This is a genomic window from Pseudomonas sp. AC239, from assembly GCF_979258545.1.
The window spans coordinates 2,252,201-2,269,402 of the sequence record NZ_OZ409864.1 but is presented as its reverse complement, the minus strand read 5'-3'; the positions used below and the strand labels follow the sequence as shown (position 1 = coordinate 2,269,402).

Annotated in this window: 15 protein-coding genes, 1 tRNA gene and 1 pseudogene; 15 read left to right on the top strand and 2 right to left on the bottom strand. The window is 60.2% G+C overall.

The genetic code is table 11. The features are described 5' to 3' along the window. Nucleotides 1–238 precede the first annotated feature (238 nt). On the bottom strand, nucleotides 239–1,903 hold the full coding sequence (locus ACZ0AZ_RS10470) for an OFA family MFS transporter (RefSeq protein WP_463537335.1): 1,665 nt from the start codon (nucleotides 1,901–1,903) through the stop codon (nucleotides 239–241). A 525-nt stretch (nucleotides 1,904–2,428) separates the two neighbouring features. Between ACZ0AZ_RS10470 and ACZ0AZ_RS10465 the strand changes: the two genes are divergently transcribed. The 9 genes and pseudogenes from ACZ0AZ_RS10465 (at nucleotide 2,429) to ACZ0AZ_RS10425 (ending at nucleotide 9,766) form a co-directional block, all read left to right on the top strand. After that, nucleotides 2,429–4,645, top strand: a complete 2,217-nt coding sequence (locus tag ACZ0AZ_RS10465) for an AsmA family protein (RefSeq protein WP_463537334.1) — start codon at nucleotides 2,429–2,431, stop codon at nucleotides 4,643–4,645. Next, nucleotides 4,642–5,709: an A/G-specific adenine glycosylase gene (gene mutY / locus ACZ0AZ_RS10460; protein WP_039756580.1), complete on the top strand. Its 1,068-nt coding sequence runs from the start codon at nucleotides 4,642–4,644 to the stop codon at nucleotides 5,707–5,709. Before ACZ0AZ_RS10465 ends, mutY begins: the two co-directional genes overlap by 4 nt. After that, nucleotides 5,706–5,978 carry an oxidative damage protection protein gene (locus tag ACZ0AZ_RS10455; RefSeq protein WP_039756578.1) on the top strand — a complete coding sequence of 91 codons (273 nt, stop codon included), beginning with the start codon at nucleotides 5,706–5,708 and terminating at the stop codon, nucleotides 5,976–5,978. The genes mutY and ACZ0AZ_RS10455 overlap by 4 nt, the downstream gene beginning before the upstream one ends. Nucleotides 5,979–6,069: 91 nt before the next feature. After that, a tRNA-Phe gene (locus ACZ0AZ_RS10450) sits at nucleotides 6,070–6,145 on the top strand. 95 nt (nucleotides 6,146–6,240) lie between these two features. After that, nucleotides 6,241–6,585, top strand: coding sequence for a hypothetical protein (locus ACZ0AZ_RS10445; RefSeq protein WP_310404260.1), 345 nt, complete (start codon nucleotides 6,241–6,243; stop codon nucleotides 6,583–6,585). Between the two features lie 183 nt (nucleotides 6,586–6,768). Continuing rightward, a pseudogene (locus ACZ0AZ_RS10440) lies at nucleotides 6,769–7,822 on the top strand (PDDEXK nuclease domain-containing protein). 106 nt (nucleotides 7,823–7,928) lie between these two features. Further along, complete coding sequence (locus ACZ0AZ_RS10435) at nucleotides 7,929–8,864, top strand: alpha/beta hydrolase family protein (RefSeq protein WP_310404263.1); 936 nt, start codon at nucleotides 7,929–7,931, stop codon at nucleotides 8,862–8,864. 29 nt (nucleotides 8,865–8,893) lie between these two features. Next, the gene (locus ACZ0AZ_RS10430) at nucleotides 8,894–9,307 is read left to right on the top strand and encodes a hypothetical protein (protein ID WP_463537333.1); all 414 of its coding nucleotides are present in this window, start codon (nucleotides 8,894–8,896) and stop codon (nucleotides 9,305–9,307) included. A gap of 6 nt (nucleotides 9,308–9,313) precedes the next feature. Continuing rightward, entirely contained in the window at nucleotides 9,314–9,766 is a 453-nt protein-coding gene (locus ACZ0AZ_RS10425) for a hypothetical protein (protein ID WP_129998312.1), read from the top strand. Nucleotides 9,767–9,837: 71 nt separating this feature from the next. Here ACZ0AZ_RS10425 and gabP read toward each other — a convergent pair whose 3' ends face one another. Next, nucleotides 9,838–11,229: a GABA permease gene (gene gabP / locus ACZ0AZ_RS10420; protein ID WP_463537332.1), complete on the bottom strand. Its 1,392-nt coding sequence runs from the start codon at nucleotides 11,227–11,229 to the stop codon at nucleotides 9,838–9,840. Between the two features lie 543 nt (nucleotides 11,230–11,772). Here gabP and ACZ0AZ_RS10415 point away from each other — a divergent pair. The 6 genes from ACZ0AZ_RS10415 to ACZ0AZ_RS10390 all read left to right on the top strand — a co-directional run bounded on the left by ACZ0AZ_RS10415 (nucleotide 11,773) and on the right by ACZ0AZ_RS10390 (nucleotide 17,177). Beyond that, a complete protein-coding gene (locus ACZ0AZ_RS10415) occupies nucleotides 11,773–12,546 on the top strand; it encodes an ABC transporter ATP-binding protein (protein WP_463537331.1) in 774 nt (257 codons plus the stop codon). Nucleotides 12,547–12,559: 13 nt separating this feature from the next. Continuing rightward, a complete protein-coding gene (locus ACZ0AZ_RS10410; RefSeq protein WP_463537330.1) occupies nucleotides 12,560–13,312 on the top strand; it encodes an ABC transporter substrate-binding protein in 753 nt (250 codons plus the stop codon). A gap of 76 nt (nucleotides 13,313–13,388) precedes the next feature. Next, nucleotides 13,389–14,084 (top strand): ABC transporter permease, encoded by a 696-nt coding sequence (locus ACZ0AZ_RS10405; RefSeq protein WP_463537329.1) that lies wholly within the window; start codon nucleotides 13,389–13,391, stop codon nucleotides 14,082–14,084. Continuing rightward, nucleotides 14,081–14,770, top strand: coding sequence for an ABC transporter permease (locus ACZ0AZ_RS10400; RefSeq protein WP_463537328.1), 690 nt, complete (start codon nucleotides 14,081–14,083; stop codon nucleotides 14,768–14,770). The genes ACZ0AZ_RS10405 and ACZ0AZ_RS10400 overlap by 4 nt, the downstream gene beginning before the upstream one ends. Further along, entirely contained in the window at nucleotides 14,751–15,986 is a 1,236-nt protein-coding gene (locus ACZ0AZ_RS10395) for a methyltransferase (RefSeq protein WP_463570897.1), read from the top strand. The genes ACZ0AZ_RS10400 and ACZ0AZ_RS10395 overlap by 20 nt, the downstream gene beginning before the upstream one ends. A 345-nt stretch (nucleotides 15,987–16,331) precedes the next feature. Next, nucleotides 16,332–17,177, top strand: coding sequence for an FkbM family methyltransferase (locus ACZ0AZ_RS10390; protein WP_463537327.1), 846 nt, complete (start codon nucleotides 16,332–16,334; stop codon nucleotides 17,175–17,177). The last annotated feature ends 25 nt before the right edge of the window (nucleotides 17,178–17,202 follow it).

Below are 17,202 nucleotides of genomic sequence, written 5' to 3'. Positions count from 1 at the left end.
GCCATTATAGGCACGCAGGAGGCAAACAGAAACACGAGAGGTGAGATGCCTGACGGATAGAACGCCCGGCTGTCGCGGGTAGACATGTCCATACAAGCCAGTACAGGCATGCCATAAACAAATGTGGGAGCGAGCCTGCTCGCGAATGCGGCACGCCAGCCAACATGGATGTCGACTGGTGCTCCGTCTTCGCGAGCAGGCTCGCTCCCACAGGTTCGGTGTTTATTCAGCTAACACCTTAGTGAAACAGTACCGCCGTCTTCTGCAGGGTCACCCACACACCCCACGCCAACGGAATACCCACCACCAGCCACGCAGCGATCGCCAGAGGCTTGGTGCCCGGCGCCGCTTTCCACTCCAGAACGGTGCTGGCATCGGCACCCGTGTCGTGGCCCAGCGCCTGTTCGGCAGCCAGTTCGGCGTCGGTCATGAAGTACTTGTCGGCCACCGGGCGCACCATCAGGTTGCACAGGAAGCCCAGCACCAAGAGGCCTGCGAGGATGTACAGAGTGATGTCGTAAGCAGCTGCGCGTTCCACGCCGATGCTCAACTGATATTCACGCAAGTAGTTCACCAGCACCGGACCGAGCACGCCGGCGGCGGCCCAGGCAGTCAGCAGACGACCGTGGATTGCACCCACCATCTGCGTACCGAACAGGTCAGCCAGATACGCCGGCACTGTGGCAAAACCACCACCGTACATCGACAGGATGATGCAGAACGCCGCCACGAACAGCGCAACGTTGCCCAGATGGCCCATGTTCGGAATCAGCGCGTACAGGGCAAAACCCAGCGCGAAGAACACGAAGTAGGTGTTCTTGCGGCCCAGGTAGTCCGAGAACGAGGCCCAGAAGAAGCGGCCACCGATGTTGAACAGGCTCAGCAGACCAGTGAAGCCCGCTGCGATCGCCGCGATCGAGGCCAGTTGGCCAGCGTCGAGTTGACCGAACGGCACATCGACGCCCAGCAGTTTGCCGCCGAACACTTCCTGCAACAGTGGCGAAGCCATGCCGAGGATACCGATACCCGCCGACACGTTCAGGCACAGCACCAGCCATACCAGACGGAATTGCGGAGTTTTCCACGCTACATTCACGTGAACGTGACGGTTGGTGATCATCGCGTTGGAAGCTTTCTTCGCCGGAGCGGTCCAGCCTTCAGGTTTCCAGCCGGTAGGCGGTACGCGGTAGGACAATGCGCCACCGATCATGAACACGAAGTAGATGGCCGCCATGGCCACGAAGCTCTGCCATACGCCCACGCCTTCCGGCGAAGCGAAGTGGCTCATCAGTGCAGTCGCCAATGGTGCGCCGACCATCGCGCCGCCACCGAAGCCCATGATCGCCATGCCGGTCGCCATACCGCGCTTGTCCGGGAACCACTTGATCAGGGTCGACACCGGCGAGATATAGCCCAGGCCCAGACCGATACCGCCGATCACGCCCGAGCCGATCCACATCAGCCAGATCTGGTGGGTATAGATACCCAGCGCGGAAATCAGCAGACCGCCACACCAGCACAAGGCCGATACAACGCCAGCCTTGCGTGGACCGGCGTGTTCCAGCCAGCCACCCCAGATCGCTGCCGAGCAGCCGAGGAAGATGAAGAACAGCGTGTAGATCCAGCCGAGCATGGAGATCGGCCAGTCGCAGTTCGACGAAAATACCTGTGCGATGAAGCTCATGTCCGGCGCGCAAGCCACCGGCGCGGTAACGCCGAGTGCCTTGGACAGCGGCAACCAGAACACCGAGAAGCCGTAGGCCATGCCGATGCACAGGTGAATGGCCAAAGCGGCCGGTGGAACCAGCCAGCGGTTGAAACCGGGCTTGGCGATGATGCGTTCCTTGGACAGGAACGCAGGCTGGTCGGCTTTGAGGCCGTCCGCCGTGATGCTCGTGCTCATTGTGTATCCCCCAATTGTTAGTATGGTTCGCCAGCCACTGCTCACCCTCGGCCTTATGCACGCAGGCATGACCGTTTTCTTAGGTGAAGCTCCTTGAAGGCGCGACGTTAAGTCGCAGACGGGCGGACGAACTGGCGAAGGTTACCATTCTCAGGTGACAGAAAAACCAAACTGATATCACCTTTTTTCAAGTCATCTGTTCTCGTACGACTCGGGAAGCCGCGAACCCCGCGTCTGCAAAGGCACCACGACGTTTGCTACTTGTCCCATTTGTGCGTGCGAAAAATTACCTGTCGCGTTGGAATGGCTGAACCGCCGGTGAACCAAGCGCAGAAAATAGCATCGCAAACGGGGGCCGAATTGCGCTGTCTGGTGCCCGCCGGGCATCCTCAAGCGCAGGGACCAATGGCAAAGTTGCAGGTACCGCTACCGACCCTCGGCGGATGACGCCACACCGAACCGGGTGCTCGCAGCGCTATACTCCCCGGCCATATGACCAATTCGACTAACTACAAGGACTCGCCCATGAAAGCGTTCGGCAAAATCCTGGGTCTGGTACTTCTCGGGCTGTTGCTGATCATTGTGGCGGCAGGTTTTGCCCTGACCCACCTCTTCGATCCCAACGACTACAAAGACGAGATCCGCCAGATAGCCCGCGACAAGGCCCACATCGAGCTGACGCTCAATGGCGATATCGGCTGGAGCCTGTTCCCGTGGCTCGGCCTGGAATTGCACGAGGCCAGCGTCGCCACCCTGGCCAAACCTGCCGAACCGTTTGCCGACTTGCAGATGCTCGGCCTGTCCGTGCGCGTGCTGCCGTTGTTGCGCCGCGAAGTGCAGATGAGCGACGTGCGCGTCGAAGGCCTCAACCTGCGCCTGAACCGTGACAAGAACGGCCACGGCAACTGGGAAGACATCGGCAAGGTGCCTGTGGCGCCGGGCTCGACGCCACCCGCCACAGCGGGCGCGACCGCCAGCGAGCCGACCGTCGCCGTGGAAAAACCGGCGCAACCGATCCGCCTCGACATCGACAGCCTGACCGTCAACAACGCCCGCGTTGAATACACTGATGAGCTGACCGGCAAGCAGTTCAGTGCCGAAAGCATTCAACTGAGCACCGGTCCGGTACACGATTCGACCAATATCCCGGTGAAAGCCACCGCGTTCCTTGGCACCAATCAACCGGTGCTGCGCGTGCGCACCGAGCTCAACGGCGAGCTGCGCTTCGAGCGCGCCCTGCAGCGCTACAAGTTCGAGGACCTGAAGCTGACCGGCGAGCTCGCTGGCGATCCGCTGCAAGGCAAGACCATGACCTTCTCCGCTCAGGGCCAGTTATTGCTGGACAAGGCAGCGAACGTCGCCGAATGGACCGGCATCAAGATCTCCGCCAACCAGTTGCGCGCCCTGGGCGAGCTGAAAGCCAACGACCTCGACAAGACGCCACAGATCAGCGGCGGCATTTCCATTGCCCAGTTCGATCTGGCGAAATTCGTCGACAGCATCGGTCAGACACTGCCGGCGATGGGCGAAGGCAGTCTGAGCAAGGTCGAACTGGTCAGCCGCGTTGCGGCCACCCCAACCAGCCTGTCGTTCGACAACATCAACCTGAAACTCGATGACAGCAGCTTCAGCGGCCGCATCGCCGTCGAGGACTTCGCCAAACAGTCGCTGCGCGCGATTCTCAAGGCCGACACGTTCAACGTCGACCGCTACCTGCCACCGAAATCGGCTCAGGCCAATAGCGCGACGCAGACGCGTCAGGCCGAAGTCGCCAGCACTGAGGCCGGTGCCGTCGCAGGCACCACGCCGCTGCCGGACAAACCGAGCAAGACCGCCTGGAGCACCGAGCGTCTGCTGCCGGTCGAACGCCTGGCCAAACTCGACGTGGACGCCGACCTGACCTTTGGCCAACTGACCCTCGACAGACTGCCGATCCAGAACGCCGCGCTCAAAGCCACCGGCCAGGGCGGCCTGCTGACGCTGACTAACCTGAGCGGCGATCTGTACAACGGCGGCTTCGTCGCCAACGGCACTCTCGACGTGCGCCCGAGCGCGCCGGTGCTGAACCTGCAGACCCGGCTCAATCGCGTCCCGGCGGAAAAAATCATCGAAAGCCAAGGCAAGAATCCGCCGGTCAAAGGTCTGGTAACGCTGACCAGCAGCCTCACCGGCAGCGGCAACAGCCAGCAGGCGCTGATCGATACGCTCAACGGCAACGCCAGTTTCGTCATCAACAATGGTGTGCTGCTCAACGCCAACCTTGAACAGCAATTGTGCAAAGGCATCGCCACCCTCAACCGCAAATCCCTCAGCGGCGAGCCACGGGGCAAGGACACGCCGTTCGAGGAGCTCAAGGGCAACCTGACCGTACACAACGGCGTCGCCAGCAACCCGGACCTGAAAGTGCGCATTCCCGGCATGACCGTCAACGGTGACGGCGACATCGACCTGCGCGTTTTGGGTATGGATTACCGCGTCGGCATCATCGTCGAGGGCGACACCAGCGCCATGCCCGACCCGGCCTGTCAGGTCGGCGAGAAGTTCGTCGGCATCGAGTGGCCGCTGCGCTGCCGTGGCCCGCTGGAACTGGGCGCCAAGGCCTGCCGCATCGACAATGACCGTCTCGGTCAGGTCGCCAGCAAGATGGCCGGCAACAAGCTCAGCGAAAAAATCGACGAGAAACTGGGCGACAAAGTCAGTCCGGAACTGAAAAACGCATTGAAGGGGCTGTTCAAGCGATGACAGCGGAGCAGTTTTCCACGGCGGTGCTGGAGTGGTTCGACCGACATGGCCGCCACGATTTGCCGTGGCAGCAGGACATCAATCCGTACCGGGTCTGGGTATCCGAGATCATGTTGCAGCAGACTCAGGTCAGCACCGTCCTCAATTACTTCGAGCGCTTCATGGCAGCCCTGCCGACGGTCGAAGCGCTGGCCGCAGCCCCGGAAGACGAGGTGCTGCACCTCTGGACCGGGCTGGGTTATTACACTCGCGCTCGCAATCTGCAGAAGACCGCGAAGATCGTCGTCAGCCAGTACGCTGGCGAATTCCCGCGTGACGTGGAAAAACTCACCGAGCTGCCAGGCATCGGCCTGTCCACCGCCGGCGCGATTGCCAGCATCAGCATGGGCCTGCGCGCGCCGATCCTCGACGGCAACGTCAAACGTGTGCTGGCGCGCTTCACTGCGCAAGAGGGCTACCCCGGCGAACCAAAAGTCGCCAAACAGCTGTGGGCCAATGCCGAGCGCTTTACACCGCACGATCGGGTCAACGCCTACACCCAGGCGATGATGGATCTCGGCGCCACACTCTGCACGCGCAGCAAGCCGAGCTGCCTGCTGTGTCCGCTCAAGCGTGGCTGTGAAGCGCACATGCTTGGCCTGGAAACCCGCTACCCGATTCCCAAGCCGCGCAAAGCCATCCCGCAGAAACGCACGCTGATGCCCATGCTCGCTAACGGTGAAGGCGCGATTCTGCTTTACCGCCGCCCGTCGACAGGACTGTGGGGCGGTTTGTGGAGCCTGCCGGAACTGGATGATCTGGAAGACCTGCAGCATCTGGCCGATCAGCACTCGCTGACCATGGGCCAGCAGCAGGCGCTGCCGAGCCTTGTACATACGTTCAGCCATTTCCAGTTGTCCATCGAACCGTGGCTGGTTCAGGTGCAAGAAGCCAGCCATCACGTGGCCGAGGCCGACTGGCTCTGGTATAACCTCGCCACCCCGCCGCGTCTGGGCCTTGCTGCCCCGGTCAAGACCTTGCTCGAACGCGCGGCCGCCGTCTTGAATGCAGGAGAATCGCCATGACCCGCACCGTAATGTGCCGCAAGTACAAAGAAGAACTGCCCGCGCTGGAACGCGCCCCGTTCCCGGGTGCCAAGGGCCAGGATATTTTCGACCACGTCTCGGCGAAGGCCTGGGCCGACTGGCAGAAACACCAGACCCTGCTGATCAACGAAAAGCGCCTGAACATGATGAACGCCGAAGATCGCAAATACCTGCAGGGCGAAATGGAGAAGTACTTCTCCGGCGAGGAATACGCCAAGGCCGAAGGCTACGTGCCGCCAGCCGAATAACCCGTATATTTCGTAAGCGACGGAATTAATTTAAGAAATTTTCAAAAAGTCGTTGACGTAAATCCGAAAAACCCTTTTAATGCGCCCCGTTGCCCAGATAGCTCAGTCGGTAGAGCAGGGGATTGAAAATCCCCGTGTCGGCGGTTCGATTCCGTCTCTGGGCACCAAATACCGAAAACCCTGAATCGCAAGATTCAGGGTTTTTTTATGTCCGGGATTTGATGAACACTGCTTACCCCTTACGGAAAAGGGCCATCACTCGATGAATCAGAAACGAACCCGCGTCCCCCTGCCCCATCCCCCGCCGTATCGACAAAGCCGCTTGAGTTATTGGCTGACCGTGCTCGCCGGCGTGCTGATTGCCATTGCCGTCTGCCTTTCAATCTACATGCTGATCGAAAGCTGGATCAGCGGCTCCATTACCACCAACAATCGTGGGCCGCGCAGCACCTACACCTTGGCACTGCAACCTCGGCGATACTGGTTCGAGTTCGTTTGGCAGAGCTTCTGGACCTCGATCATGTTGGCCATCGGTGTGTTTGGGCTGTGGGTTTATCGCAAAGGGCGAGGTCGTGAGCAGAGGCCGAAGGGCAAGCGCTCGCGATGATGCGATTGACTGGGCAAAAGTACGAAATGGACTACGGACATTTACCCCGTTACGCGCCTTCCGGCGGCAGTGTCCTGCAACGCCAATCCCGCGTTTCCTTCCGAACTCGCAGGTTCGCCCGACATACCTGCGTCGCCATTCCCGGCATGCTTGCGCCTCTGTTTCCAGAATGCGGAAGACCCGATGAGCCAGCTAAAACCTGCTGAAACCCAAGACCCGAAAATCGATTCACTGCTGGGCGAACTGGGCGACCTGATTCGCCAGGCGCGGCAAAAAGTGCTACGCGCGGTCGACACGATCCAAGTGCAGACCTGTTGGCAAATCGGCCGGCATATCGTCGAATTCGAACAAAAAGGCGCTCAGCGTGCGGGTTACGGAAAACAACTGATTGCCCTGTTGGCAAAGGATCTGACCGGGCAGTTCGGGAAAGGGTTCGACGAAACCAACTTGTGGAAGATGCGCCTGTTTTATCAAATTTTCAATTCGAGACGCACTGCGTCCCGAATTGAGCTGGACCCACTACCGCCGCCTGCTACGCGTCGAAAGCGAGAAAGCGCGCCTGTGGTACATGAACGAATGCGCCGACCTCAACTGGTCAAGCCGTGCCCTTGATCGTCAGATCCTGACGCTCTACTACGAGCGCCTGCTGATGAGTCAGGACAAAGCCGAGGTGGTCGAGGAAGCCACGACCAACATCGACGCGATGAAATGCAATCCGCGGGAATTCATTCGCGACCCAGTCATGCTCGAATTTCTCGGCCTGCCCTCGGCAGGCAAAGTCAGGGAAAGCGGCCTCGAACAAGCCCTGATCGACCACTTGCAAAGCTTTCTGCTTGAACTTGGCAAAGGCTTTTCCTTTGTTGCCCGCCAACAACGCATCAGCACTGATGGCGTCGACCTCTATATCGACCTGGTCTTCTACAACTACCTGCTCAAGTGCTTCGTGATCATCGACCTGAAACGCGGCAAGCTCAGTGCTCGCGATGTCGGGCAGATGGACATGTATGTGCGCATGTATGACGAGCTCAAACGCAGCGAGGGTGACAAGCCAACCGTCGGCATCATTCTCAGCGCGGAGAGCAATGACTCGGTGGCGCGCTACTCGATGCTCAGAGGCAATGAGCAACTGTTCGCCAGCAGCTACAAGACCATACTGCCGAGCGAAGAAGAGTTACGTGCCGAACTCAACCGCGAACAGGCGTTGATCGAAGAACGCATGCTCACTCAATCCGAATGAACCGGCCGGATTGTTCTTGATCAGCGCGGCGACTATGGTGGGCAGCTAACCACCGAGGTCAAGCGCCATGGGCAGTCAGCCCCCATTTGAGTTGGAAGACGCAGAGTTGAGCCAACCAGTTTCGACTGCAGCTGAGGACACGTCCTTCAAGGAAACTGCCGACGACGGCTACGCACTCGGCGGCTTCACCTGGCGCCATAGTTCGCACGATCCACAGCGCTCGGTGGTCATCATCAACGCCGCCACCTCCGTGCGCTGTCGCCATTACTCAAGGTTCGCAGCCTATCTGTTCAGTCACGGCTTCGACGTGATGACCTACGACTACCGGGGCATTGGCGAATCACGCCGCGAATCGATCAAAGGGCTACGTGCCTCGTGGACCGACTGGGGCGCGCTGGATTTCGAAGCGATGCTCAAACGGGCGCAGCGGGAGTTTCCCGGTCAGCCAATCGATGTAGTCGCCCATAGTTTCGGCGGCTGCGCGGCAGGCCTGGCAGCGTCGGGCACGGTCATCCGACGGCTGGTTACCGTCGGTGCGCAGTTCGCTTACTGGCGCGATTACGCCCCCGAACAGCGCTGGCGGATGTTCGGCAAGTGGCATGTGGTCATGCCTTTGATGGCGCTGCTCTGCGGCTATTTTCCAGGCAAACGGCTAGGTTGGCTGGAGGACACGCCAACCGGCGTGGTCCGCGACTGGAGCATGCCCACCGCACGTTACGAGCAACGCCCAAGCGGTCGCGCGCTGATGAAAAAAACAGGCGCCCTGCCCTTCGCCGACGTCCGCGCGCAGACCCTCGCAATCAGCCTCGCCGATGATCCTTACGGCACAATCCCTGCGATCGAACGCCTGCTCGGCTACTTCAGCAACGCGACAAAAACTCACCTGCGCATCGCGCCGCAGGACATCGGCGAACAACAAGTCGGACATTTCGGCTTTTTTCGCAGCGCATACCAAGCCACACTATGGCCCATCGCTCTGACCTGGCTGCAGAACGGCGCGCTGGCCCCCGACACACCCGGCCGGCAAGTCCCGCGCAGTTGAGCCCTTCTCCACGCACGACGGAACACTCCATGGCCTCCGCCAACAAGCAGCAAAAACGCGCCACCCGAGCCAAAGCCAAGGCCAAGCAGAACCGCACCAAACGCGCCGAAGCGCCGGTCGAGCTGGACCCGAACGATGACCGCATCGATTTCGAATCGGTGGACCTGACCGAACTGTTCGAGAAAATGATCGACGCCGAGAAGATCAGCCAGCAAGCCATGTGCAGCGCGTTCCTCGAAGACCCGCTGCTGGAACTGGTGTACGAGCAGGAAGGCGAAGAAGGCGCGATGGATTTCATCCTCGCCGCGCTGATCGAGTATCGCCAGTGGTCGCAGGAAACCGACGAGGCTGGCGCACTGGCGTGGATCGAATCCCCGGCATTCCAGGCTGACTATGTAGCGGCATCCGACGCGATCGCGGCACAAACCCAAGAGAAGAACTGAGCTCCCATGGCATCCCTGAACAAGCAACAGAAACGCGCCAAACGCGCCAAGGCCAAAGCCAAGCAAATCCGCATGGTCGGGCGCAAACCGCTGGATCAGGACGAAGACCTCGGCCACCTCGCCGAGCCGATTCCGGAATACACCCTGGCGATGTTCAGCAAAATGCGCGACGCCGAAGCCGTCAGCCGCAACGAAATGTTGCTGACCCTGCTGCGCGAACTGGCCTTCATCATCGTCGACCATCCTGAACTGCTCGACATGGAAAACGCCGACAACGAAGGCATGGCCGCCACCCACCTGGCTGCCGATATGCTCATCGACTACCGCATGTGGGCCGACGGCATGACCATCGAACAAGCCCAGGCCTGGCTGAGCGAGCCGCAGTTCATTACGGATTTCGGGGTGGCGCTGGATGCTTATGGGAAGTCGGTAGACACCCAGGAAGACAAGAGCGAATAAGCCCTTCTCAGAAACCAAAACGGCCGCTAGTCATCTCTGACAGCGGCCGTTTTCACATCACGCGTTGCGACTCAGTTCAACACCACCGCACCACGCTTTTCCATCTTGCGACGACGCGACACCAGCAGACCGGCAGCCACCACCATCAGGCTCAGCAGACCGGTGGCGAGGATTTCCACGCGGTGGGCTTCCTGGAACAGCATGATGGTCAGCGCGGCGACGATGAAGATGATCACCGCCCAGGTCAGCCCGGGGAACAGCCACATGCTGAAGACGATTTTCTCGCCGCGCGCCATGCGCTGCTTGCGCATGCGCAGTTGCGAGAAGGCGATCACCAGATACACCAGCAGGGCGATGGCGCCGGAGCTGGCCAAGAGGAATTCGAACACCGCTGCCGGCGCCACATAGTTGGCGAAGGTGCAGAGGAACGCTGCGCCGGTCGACAGCATCACCGCCCAGTAAGGCGTGCCGCTCTTGTTGGTGCGGGTCGACATGGCCGGGGCGTCGCCACGCTTGCCGAGGGAGAACAGCATGCGCGAGGAGGTGTACAGCGCCGAGTTCAGGCAACTGGTCACCGCGACCAGCACGACGATGTCGACGATCATCTTGGCGTTGGGAATGCCCATGCGCTCAAGCACTGTCTGATAGGAGCCGAGGTTGGCCAGGGTAGGATCGTTCCACGGCACCAGCGCCACCACGATGAAAATCGAAACCAGATAGAACAGACCGATCCGCCAGATCACCGAGTTGGTCGCCTTGGAAATCTGCTTGCCCGGGTCTTTCGATTCCGCCGCCGCGATGGTGACAATCTCGGTGCCCATGAACGAGAACATGGTGGTCAGGATCGCCCCCAGCACAGCGCCCATGCCGTTGGGCAGGAAGCCGCCACTGTCGAACAGATGCGACACACCGCTGACCTGACTGGTCGGCAGGAAGCCAAAAATCGCCGCAAGGCCGAGGCCGATGAAGCCGATGATCGCCAGCACCTTGATCAGGGCGAACCAGAACTCGAACTCGCCGTAGTTCTTCACGCTGAACAGGTTGGTCACGGTCAGCAGCAGGGTGATGACCAGCGCGAAAGCCCAGATATCCACCCCCGGGAACCACGCGTGCAAGATGGTTGCGGCGGCGTTGGCTTCCAGCGGAATCACCAGCACCCAGAACCACCAGTACAACCAGCCGATGGTGAAACCGGCCCAGTGACCGATCGCGCGGTCAGCGTAAGTCGAAAACGAACCGGTGTCCGGCGAAGCCACGGCCATTTCGCCGAGCATGCGCATCACCAACACAACCAGAGTACCGGCGGCGGCGTAAGCCAGCAGCACGGCCGGGCCGGCGGCAGCAATGGCGTGGCCGGAGCCGACGAACAGACCGGCGCCGATCACACCGGCGATCGACAACATGGTCACATGACGCGATTTGAGCCCCTGTTCGAGGCCATTGGAGCTTGGGGTACTGCTCATAGAGACTACCTTTGCAAGGAAAGCGGGTGCATCCGGCCGGTCTGAAAATTCTTTCTCGTAAAAAGAATCCAACGGCCTGTTCCTTATTCTGCACGCAATATTTGCGCCAAAATGTTTCAAGTCCTTGAGGCCCGGGGGCTTCGGCATCCGATGCAAGTCCTTGAGTTTAATGGCTATTCGCCAGAACGTTACCCGGCGACTCACTTTCACGACGAATCCGCGCACCAGAAACACACAGAAAAACCGTGCGACGCACAGAAAAAGGGCGAATAAGGAACGTTCGGCCGGATAGCGCTTCCAACACCCCGTCAAAGCTGGCAACATCGCGCCTTTTTTTACGCAGCACCCACGGGTTTGCACGATCAAACACCCGTTCGGTTGTTGATGGGGCGACAGTCTGCTGCGCCGATGCGACAACCCGCCACATGCCACCCGTTTACCGCTCGTAGCGCTGTTGGCTGCCATTGAAACGCTATGCTAGCTTGGCCGCCTCGCCAGGAAGGCCCGCCAACAGCAGGAGCGCAACATATATGAGGAACGCACATGGCTGAGGCCACGCCCGCGCTGGAAATCCGCAACTTGCACAAACGCTACGGACAGCTGGAGGTGCTCAAAGGCATCTCGCTGACCGCCCGCGACGGCGACGTGATCTCGATCCTCGGCTCTTCCGGTTCCGGCAAGTCCACGTTCCTGCGTTGCATCAACCTGTTGGAAAACCCGCATCAGGGCCAGATCCTGGTGGCCGGTGAAGAACTCAAGCTCAAGGCCGCGAAGAACGGCGAACTGGTCGCCGCCGACGGCAAACAGATCAATCGCCTGCGCTCGGAGATTGGTTTTGTATTTCAAAACTTTAATCTGTGGCCGCACATGAGCGTGCTCGACAACGTCATCGAGGCCCCGCGCCGCGTGCTCGGCCAGAGCAAGGCCGAGGCCATCGAAGTCGCCGAAGCGTTGCTGGCCAAGGTCGGCATCGCTGACAAGCGCCACGCCTACCCGGCGCAATTGTCCGGCGGCCAGCAACAACGCGCCGCCATCGCCCGCACGCTTGCAATGCAGCCGAAAGTGATCCTGTTCGACGAACCGACCTCCGCGCTTGACCCGGAAATGGTTCAGGAAGTACTTAATGTCATCCGCGCATTGGCCGAAGAAGGCCGCACCATGCTGCTCGTGACCCACGAAATGGGCTTCGCCCGCCAGGTCTCCAGCGAAGTGGTGTTCCTTCATCAGGGCCTTATAGAAGAGCAAGGATCGCCACAGCAGGTGTTCGAAAACCCGCTTTCGGCGCGCTGCAAACAATTCATGTCCAGCAACCGCTAACGGAGCAACATGCATGCAGAATTTCAAAAAGGTCTTCCTGGCTGCCGCCGTCACCTTGGCGTTCAGCGCCGGTGCCATGGCTGAGACCCTGAAAATGGGCATCGAAGCGGCCTATCCGCCGTTCAACAACAAAGACGCCAGCGGCCAGGTTGTCGGCTTCGACAAGGAAATCGGCGACGCCCTGTGCGCGAAGATGAAAGTCGAGTGCACCGTCGTGACGTCCGACTGGGACGGCATCATCCCGGCCCTGAATGCGAAGAAGTTCGACTTCCTGATCTCCTCGCTGTCGATCACCGACGAGCGCAAGGGCGCGGTGGACTTCACCGACCCGTACTACTCGAACAAGCTGCAGTTCATTGCACCGAAAAACGTCGACTTCAAAACCGACAAGGACTCGCTCAAGGGCAAGACCATCGGCACCCAGCGCGCAACGCTGGCCGGGACCTGGCTGGAAGACACCTACGGTGACGACATCAAGGTCAGCCTCTACGACACCCAGGAAAACGCCTACCTCGACCTGACCTCCGGTCGTGTCGACGCGATCCTCGCCGACAAGTACGCCAACTACGACTGGCTGAAAACCGACGCTGGCAAGAACTACGAGTTCAAGGGCGACCCGGTGGTGGAAAGCGACAAGATCGGCATCGCAGTGCGCAAGGGTGACAACGAACTGCGCAACAAGCTGAACGCCGCGCTGAAGGAAATCGTCGCTGACGGTACCTACAAGAAAATCAACGACAAGTACTTCCCGTTCAGCATCTATTGATCTGATCTACGGACCGGCGCCGTGCTACAGCGGCGCCGGCTTCCGACCTTGCCTGCCGCGATTTGAACAGAAATCCATGATTATCGACCTCTACGGATTCGGCCCGGCGCTTGCTGCCGGTGCGCTGATGACCGTCCAACTGGCCCTCACCGCCCTGTGCCTGGGCCTGGTGCTCGGCCTGCTCGGCGCCTTGGCCAAGACTTCCCCGTACAAGCCGCTGCAATGGCTTGGCGGCACTTATTCGACGCTGGTCCGTGGCGTCCCGGAATTGCTCTGGGTGCTGTTGATCTACTTCGGTACGGTCAACCTGATGCGCGCCCTCGGTGAGTATTTCGGCAACCCCGACCTGCAACTCAATGCATTTGCCGCCGGTGTGATCGCACTGGGCCTGTGCTTCGGCGCCTACGCCACGGAAGTGTTTCGCGGCGCGATCCTCGCCATTCCCAAGGGCCATCGTGAGGCCGGCCAGGCCCTGGGCCTGTCGAAATGGCGGATCTTCACCCGCCTGATCATGCCGCAGATGTGGCGCATCGCCCTGCCCGGGCTGGGCAATCTGTTCATGATTTTGATGAAAGATACCGCGCTTGTTTCCGTGATCGGCCTGGAAGAAATCATGCGTCACGCGCAAATCGGCGTGACCGTGTCGAAACAGCCGTTCACCTTCTATATGGTCGCGGCCGTCATGTATCTGGGCCTGACGTTACTGGCGATGACCGGCATGCACTTTCTGGAAAAACGCGCCGCTCGCGGCTTTGCGAGGAGCGCGCAATGAACTGGGAAGTCATTATCAAGTGGCTGCCGAAACTGGCGCAGGGCGCGACCCTGACGCTGGAACTGGTCGCCATTGCGGTCATCGCCGGCCTGCTGCTCGCCATTCCGCTGGGCATCACCCGTTCTTCGAAGCGCTGGTACGTGCGCTCGCTGCCTTACGCCTACATCTTCTTTTTCCGCGGTACACCGTTACTGGTGCAGCTGTTTCTGGTCTATTACGGCCTGGCGCAGTTCGACGCCGTGCGTGAAAGCGCTTTGTGGCCGTACCTGCGCGATCCGTTCTGGTGTGCAACGGTGACCATGACGCTGCATACGGCGGCGTACATCGCTGAAATCCTGCGCGGCGCGATTCAGGCAATTCCACCCGGTGAAATCGAAGCCGCCCGTGCCTTGGGCATGTCCAAGCCCAAAGCGATGTTCTACATCATCCTGCCCCGTGCCGCGCGCATCGGCCTGCCGGCCTACAGCAACGAAGTGATCCTGATGCTCAAGGCCAGTGCCCTGGCCAGCACGGTGACCCTGCTGGAACTGACCGGCATGGCGCGCACGATCATCGCCCGCACTTATCTGCCGGTTGAGATCTTCTTTGCCGCGGGCGTGTTCTATCTGGTCATGGCTTACGTGCTGGTTCGCGGCTTCAAGCTGCTGGAGCGCTGGCTGCGCGTCGATGCCTGCCAAGGCCGCTGATACTTCCCACGTGCTGACGGGCGAGGCCCTACTCGCCCGCTTCCGCGCGCTGGATGCTTTTTTGATCAAGCATCAGGCGCTTTGGAAACCTCGTCCGTTTACGCATCTTTCGCTTCCTTGGGAAACGTCCTACCCCGAGTTGTCTTCGTGGCTACGCGGGCGGTCACTGGGCGAAGCAGAGAACGCTCATAACCAGCCTGCTGATCTTGCCGATGCGCCTGAGCCGTTCGCGTCATTGGCAAAGTTATCGGCAAAATTGAGTGCGGTCGGTTCGCTGCCGGGGCATGCGCTTGAAACCGCCGGCCACCGCTTGAATGTCGATGTGCCGGGGCGCAAATGGCAACAGATCGAGGCGTTTGCCAGCCGTTTGGCTTTTTCATCGCAGCCGACGCATTGGCTGGACTGGTGTTCAGGCAAAGGTCATCTGGGCCGGCGGTTGCTCAACGCAGGACAGCAACTGACGTGTGTCGAGTACGATCCTGCGTTGGTTGCCAGCGGTCAGGCACTGAGTCGGCGCCACCATTTGCATGCTCTGCACATCGAACAGGACGCGCTGGCGGCCGACGCATCCGCCGTGTTGAACGCTGCGCACACCCCCGTCGCGCTCCACGCTTGCGGCGATCTGCATGTCCGCTTGATGCAACTGGCCAGCGCGACCGGGTGCCAGCAGATGGCGATTGCGCCGTGTTGCTACAACCGCACCGTCCACAGCGAATATCAGGCACTGTCCTCCAACGGCCTGCGATCTTGCCTACGGGTATCGCGGGAAGATCTGGCACTGCCGATGAGCGAAACCGTCACCGCCGGTGCACGAGTCCGACGCCAGCGCGACACGTCCATGGCGCGACGACTGGCCTTCGACTTGCTGCAACGGCAGTTGCGTGGCGTTGACGAATACTTGCCCACCCCGTCATTGCCGAGCGCCTGGCTGGATAAACCGTTCGCTGACTACTGCCGCGATCTCGCCGCTCTCAAAGACTTATCCACAACCGGCTCGACGGATTGGGAGCATTTGGAAACCGCCGGTTGGCAACGTCTGGCCGAAGCTCGCAACCTGGAATTGCTGCGCGGGCTATTCCGCCGGCCACTGGAGCTTTGGCTGAATCTGGATCGCGCGCTTTTTCTGGTCGAGCAAGGCTATGCCGTGCGTCTGGGCACATTCTGCGAAACGGCGCTGACGCCGCGTAATCTGCTGCTCTTGGCCGAGCGCGGATAACAGCCTGCCAACCTGTGGATAACTCTGTTGATGAAATTTACGCGGATCCAATATCACCGCCTGTTTCGGCCCTTGTGCTGCTCTGGTCATTTTTTGTTCACATAGATAAAAAACCGGCAAAACAGCGATTTGCATACAAAATGGAGAATGCCTGCTAAAAAACCGGACTAAGTCGGTGACCAAGGCTTCCCGTTGTGCATAAGCCGCCAATCAAAACGGCATAACCGCCGAATACCGGGCATCCAAAGTGAATAATTGCGAGCATCCGCCAGCCTTGCTATACCAAGCCTCACCGCCTCGCCGGCACATGCCTGAACAATAAAAATCGACCGACAGGAAGCGACCGTGACGTTCATCTCCTATGCACAGAATTTCGAAGACGTCCGCCTGTGGCGCGCGCTCAAGCAGTTCGAACACGGATTCTACATCGACGTCGGCGCCAACGACCCGAACCACGACTCGGTCACCAAAGCGTTCTACGATCATGGATGGCACGGAATCAACGTCGAACCGATGCAGGATTATTACGACGCGCTCTGCCAGCAACGCCCGCGCGACACTACCGTGCAATGCATCGCCAGCGACCAGCCCGGCGCCGTAACCTTCTACGGCATCCCGGACACCGGCCTGTCCACCGCCGACCCCGTCGTTGCCCAACAACGCAAAGACCTCGGCATGACCGTGCAGAGCTTTACGGTCGAGGCCCGCACACTCACCTCGCTCTGCGAACAACACGCCCCCGACCGCCCAATCCACTTCCTCAAGATCGACGTCGAAGGCCACGAAGAAACCGTCCTGCGCGGCATGGACTTCAACCGCTTCCGCCCCTGGATCATCCTCATCGAAACCCCATGGCTGCGCGATCACACCTGGGAACACCTGGTCACCGATGCCGGCTACCAATCAATCCTGTTCGATGGCCTCAACACCTGGTTCCTCGCCAACGAACACCTCAACCTCAAACCCGCGTTCGACATCCCGCCCTGCAACCTCGACAACTTCCAGCTCTGCCGCGGCCACGCCCTCGCCCACCCGCTCACCACGCCCAGCCCCGACGAATCCGACACCGCCAAACAGCTCGCCGAAGCCCTGCACCGCGCCGAACAGGCCGAAACGCAGTTGCATGCCCTGCAAAACAGCCGCACCGTTCGCGCAGTGCAGAAGCTGCGAAACGTACTGCGCAGAGCGTGATTTGCGGCAACGCAAAAATAGTCTG

Coding starts and splice junctions, on each gene's coding strand:
- ACZ0AZ_RS10470 (WP_463537335.1), bottom strand. CDS start 1,903: ATGAGCACGAGCATCACGGCGGACGGCCTCAAAGCCGACCAGCCTGCG.
- ACZ0AZ_RS10465 (WP_463537334.1), top strand. CDS start 2,429: ATGAAAGCGTTCGGCAAAATCCTGGGTCTGGTACTTCTCGGGCTGTTG.
- mutY (WP_039756580.1), top strand. CDS start 4,642: ATGACAGCGGAGCAGTTTTCCACGGCGGTGCTGGAGTGGTTCGACCGA.
- ACZ0AZ_RS10455 (WP_039756578.1), top strand. CDS start 5,706: ATGACCCGCACCGTAATGTGCCGCAAGTACAAAGAAGAACTGCCCGCG.
- ACZ0AZ_RS10445 (WP_310404260.1), top strand. CDS start 6,241: ATGAATCAGAAACGAACCCGCGTCCCCCTGCCCCATCCCCCGCCGTAT.
- ACZ0AZ_RS10430 (WP_463537333.1), top strand. CDS start 8,894: ATGGCCTCCGCCAACAAGCAGCAAAAACGCGCCACCCGAGCCAAAGCC.
- ACZ0AZ_RS10425 (WP_129998312.1), top strand. CDS start 9,314: ATGGCATCCCTGAACAAGCAACAGAAACGCGCCAAACGCGCCAAGGCC.
- gabP (WP_463537332.1), bottom strand. CDS start 11,229: ATGAGCAGTACCCCAAGCTCCAATGGCCTCGAACAGGGGCTCAAATCG.
- ACZ0AZ_RS10415 (WP_463537331.1), top strand. CDS start 11,773: ATGGCTGAGGCCACGCCCGCGCTGGAAATCCGCAACTTGCACAAACGC.
- ACZ0AZ_RS10410 (WP_463537330.1), top strand. CDS start 12,560: ATGCAGAATTTCAAAAAGGTCTTCCTGGCTGCCGCCGTCACCTTGGCG.
- ACZ0AZ_RS10405 (WP_463537329.1), top strand. CDS start 13,389: ATGATTATCGACCTCTACGGATTCGGCCCGGCGCTTGCTGCCGGTGCG.
- ACZ0AZ_RS10400 (WP_463537328.1), top strand. CDS start 14,081: ATGAACTGGGAAGTCATTATCAAGTGGCTGCCGAAACTGGCGCAGGGC.
- ACZ0AZ_RS10395 (WP_463570897.1), top strand. CDS start 14,751: ATGCCTGCCAAGGCCGCTGATACTTCCCACGTGCTGACGGGCGAGGCC.